The 3,701-nt window shown below is 74.4% G+C and carries 4 protein-coding genes; all 4 read right to left on the bottom strand.

The window, feature by feature from the left end:
- Positions 1–2,124: nitrate- and nitrite sensing domain-containing protein (locus E1285_RS43820; protein WP_132160817.1), on the bottom strand; the 2,124-nt coding region annotated here is incomplete at its 3' end.
- Between the two features lie 78 nt (positions 2,125–2,202).
- A complete protein-coding gene (locus E1285_RS43825; RefSeq protein WP_132160818.1) occupies positions 2,203–2,841 on the bottom strand; it encodes an ATP/GTP-binding protein in 639 nt (212 codons plus the stop codon).
- Positions 2,822–3,202: a DUF742 domain-containing protein gene (locus tag E1285_RS43830; protein WP_132160819.1), complete on the bottom strand. Its 381-nt coding sequence runs from the start codon at positions 3,200–3,202 to the stop codon at positions 2,822–2,824. Before E1285_RS43830 ends, E1285_RS43825 begins: the two co-directional genes overlap by 20 nt.
- 3 nt (positions 3,203–3,205) lie before the next feature.
- Positions 3,206–3,667, bottom strand: coding sequence for a roadblock/LC7 domain-containing protein (locus E1285_RS43835; RefSeq protein ID WP_132160820.1), 462 nt, complete (start codon positions 3,665–3,667; stop codon positions 3,206–3,208).
- Positions 3,668–3,701: the final 34 nt, after the last annotated feature.

Raw genomic sequence — 3,701 nt, forward strand, 5'->3', positions numbered from 1 at the left:
GGCCGGGGCGGGTCCCGGAGGCTCGGGCTCGGCCTCGACCAGGCGGACGACCCCGGGATCGGCGCCGGCCCGCTCGGCACGGCCCGCCTCCACCGCCGGCCGCGCGGGCGCCGACAGCGCCGGGCTCGGCACCTTGTGCATCGGTCCAGTGAGGCGGCGCGCGGACGGCTCGGGCTCGGTGGCCTCCACGATGAGCGAGGCGGGGATCAGCGCGATCGCGGTCGTCCCCCCGTACGGGGACGGGCGGAGCGTGACCTGGATGCCGTGCCGCTGGGCCAGCCGCGCCACGACGAACAGCCCGAGCTGGGCGCTGTCGGACGGGTCGAACTCGGGCGGGTCGACGAGCCGCCCGTTGGCGGCGCGCAGCGCCTCGTCGGTCATCCCGAGGCCGCGGTCCTCGACCTCGATCGCGAAGCCGCTGGCGACCTGGTGGCCGCTGACCCGCACCGGCGCCTGCGGCGGCGAGAACGTCGTGGCGTTCTCCACCACCTCGGCCAGCATGTGGATGACGTCGGCGACGGCCGAGCCGAGCAGCGCGACGCGCGGCAGCGGCTGCACCCGGACGCGCGGGTAGTCCTCGACCTCCGCGACGGCGCCGCGGACGACGTCCACCAGCGGCACCGGACGGCGCCAGCCGCGGCCCGCCGTCTTGCCGGCGAGGATCACCAGGCCCTCGGCGTGCCGGCGCATCCGGGTCGCGAGGTGGTCGAGGCGGAACAGGTCCGACAGCTCCGACGGGTCCTCGGTGCGGCGCTCCATGGAGTCCAGCAGGCTGAGCTGGCGGTGCAGCAGCGCCTGGTTGCGGCGCGCGAGGTTGACGAACACCTCGCTGATGCCGCGGCGGGCCGCGACCTCGCTCTCCGCGGCCCGGACGACGGCGTCGCGGGCGCGGTCGAACGATTCGGCGATCTGCCGGATCTCGTTGATCCGGTAGCCGGCCACGAGGTCCGGCTCGGGTTCGGCGCCCCGCCCGGAGCGGATGGCGTCGGCCAGCCGCGGCAGCCGCTCGTGGGTGAAGTCGACCACGCCGCCGGCGAGCGCGCGGCATTCGCGCACCAGCCGCCGGGAGACCTTGACCGCGATGAAGGACGACAGCACGATCGCGATCAGCCCGAGGCCGCCGGCGAGGGCGAGCCGCGTGAAGGTGCTGACCGCGATCCCCTGGGCGTGGTCGGTGACGTCGTCCAGGACCTCGTTCTCCAGCTGGAACAGCCGGCCGTTGGCGGCGTCGGACGCGGACCGCCAGGCGGCGGGCTCGATGACGGACACGTCGCGCCCGCCCGCCTGCGCCGGCTGCCCGCCCTGCGCGCGGGCCAGGCGCTCGGCGGCCGCCGGCGGCTCGGCGCCGCTGATGACCTCGTTCTCCATCGCCATCAGCCGGGTGAACGCCGGCGAGGCCGTGAGCCGCTCGAAGTCCGCGCGGGCCTCCGCCGGCAGCTCGCGCGCGCTGTCGGCGTGGATGGCGTGGTGTGCCCCGACGAGCTTGGCGAACTGGACGCGTTCGGTGTCGGTGATGCGTCCCGCGGCGAGCGCCCCGGTCAGCAGGGCGTCCTCGCGCGCCATGAACTCGCGGGCCCGGCCGAAGGACGTGAGCGTCTGGGCGCGCGCGGTGATGGACCCCTCCGCCGGCGCGGTCGCCTGGTAGACGGCGAAGCCCGCGTCGATGATCTCGTTGTACCGGCCCAGCACGTGCTGGCGGTCGGTGGTCCGCTCGTCCACGCCGTCGCGGAGGCCGCGCAGGTCGCCGAGGCGGCCGACGAGCCCGTCCATCCGCTCCACGACCTCGGGAAGGATCGCCTCGCGCAGGCCCTGGTCACGGCTGCCCGCGCGGACCTCCCCGGCCGCCTTGTCGGTGGCCAGCCGCTGCTCCCGCAGCTGCCCCGGATCGGCCGTGCGGGCGCCGCCCAGCGCGGCCATGGACAGGCGTCTTTCCTTCTGCAGGCCGTCCATGAGCCGCTGGGTGGGCAGCACGGTCTTCTGCTGGAAGTCCCGGCTCTGCAGGAGCTGGTGCGCGTCGCCGTAGGTGACGCCGGTGATGAAGACCCACAGCGAGGCCAGCGCCAGCAGCGGCACGAGGACCAGCAGGGTGATCCTCGCCCGGATGGAGGAGAAGCGGGTGGCCATCACAGATTCGGCACTCGGGGGCGGGACATGCGGGGGAAACCTCCCGATGCGTGGAGTACGGGGGTGTGCGGGAGCCTACTACGTCGCGGCTTCCCGGCGATCAGTCGGACGCGAGCCATCCGGTACCTCCCGTGTGTCCGTCCAGGTCAGGACGTGCTCCATCAGCGCCACCAGAACCTCCTTCGAGGATTCGCGGCGCCGGACGTCGCACAGCACCACGGGGACGTCCGGATCCAGGTCGAGCGCGATCGCGACGTCCTCGGCCCGGTGCGTACGCTGCCCGCCGAAGCAGTTGACCGCCACGACGAACGGGACGCCGCGCCGCTCGAAGTAGTCGATGGCCGGGAAGCAGCCGGTGAGCCGGCGCGTGTCCGCCAGCACGACCGCGCCGATCGCGCCCGCCGCCAGCTCGTCCCACATGAACCAGAACCGCTCCTGGCCGGGGGTGCCGAACAGGTAGAGCAGCAGCTGGTCCGACAGGGTGATCCGCCCGAAGTCCATCGCGACGGTCGTCGTCGACTTGTCGCCCACTCCGGAGAGGTCGTCCACCCCGACACCGCGGTCGGTCAGCGGCTCCTCGGTGTGCAGCGGCCGGATCTCGCTGATCGAGCCGACCATCGTGGTCTTGCCGGCACCGAACCCGCCGGCGATGAGGATCTTCGTCGTGACGAGGCGGCGAGCGTTCGTGCCGGTCCCCTCAGAGGGCGCGGAGGCCATTGAGCACCTCCCTCAGCACTCCGTTGGGGGGACGGCGGCCCTCGGCGGGCTCCGCCTCGGCGGCGACCGCGACCAGGCCCTCGTCCCGCAGGTCGCCGAGCAGGACCCGGACGACGCCGACCGGCAGGCCGAGGTCGGCCGACAGGTCGGCGACCGCGATGGGCCGCGCGCAGCCGCGCAGCACCCGCGCGTGGTCGGGGCTGTAGCGCAGCCGGTCGCCCGGCGGGACGCCGGTGGCCGCGACGACCGCGATCAGCTCGAAGCCCGCACCCTCGGGACGGGTCCGCCCCCGGGTCCTGGCGTACGGACGCACGACCGGACCGGCCTCCCGGTCCAGCCACCGCTCTGACGACGGGGACATCGGTCACAGGCCCCGCGGCGAGTGCCCCCCGGCGACCCCGAAGCCCTCACCCGCCGTCTGGTGCTCGGCTCCGAACCTGGGACCGGCCTGCAGATGCTGGCCGACGCGCTTGACCAGCACCGCCATCTCGTAGGCGACGAGACCGGCGTCGGCCTCCCCCTCGGCCAGCACGGCGAGGCAGGTGCCGTCGCCGGCGGCCGTCACGAACAGCAGCAGGGCGTCCATCTCGATGATGGTCTGGCGCACGTTCCCGCCGGCGAAGTGCCGGCCCGCGCCGCGGGCGAGGCTCTGCACGCCGGAGGCGAGCGCGGACAGATGCTCGGCGTCCTCGCGGCCGAGTTCGGTGGACGCGGCGACCGCCAGGCCGTCACGGGAGAGGATCACCGCCTGCCGCACCGCCGTCACCCGCTCGGCGAAGTCGTTGAGGAGCCAGTTCAGCTCTCCTGTCGCGGTGTGGTGCGTCATCACGTCTCCTCGTCCCCCGTGCCGTCCCCCGTGC

It is taken from the genome of Actinomadura sp. 7K507, assembly GCF_004348425.1.
In the GTDB taxonomy this organism is placed as follows: Bacteria; Actinomycetota; Actinomycetes; order Streptosporangiales; family Streptosporangiaceae; genus Spirillospora.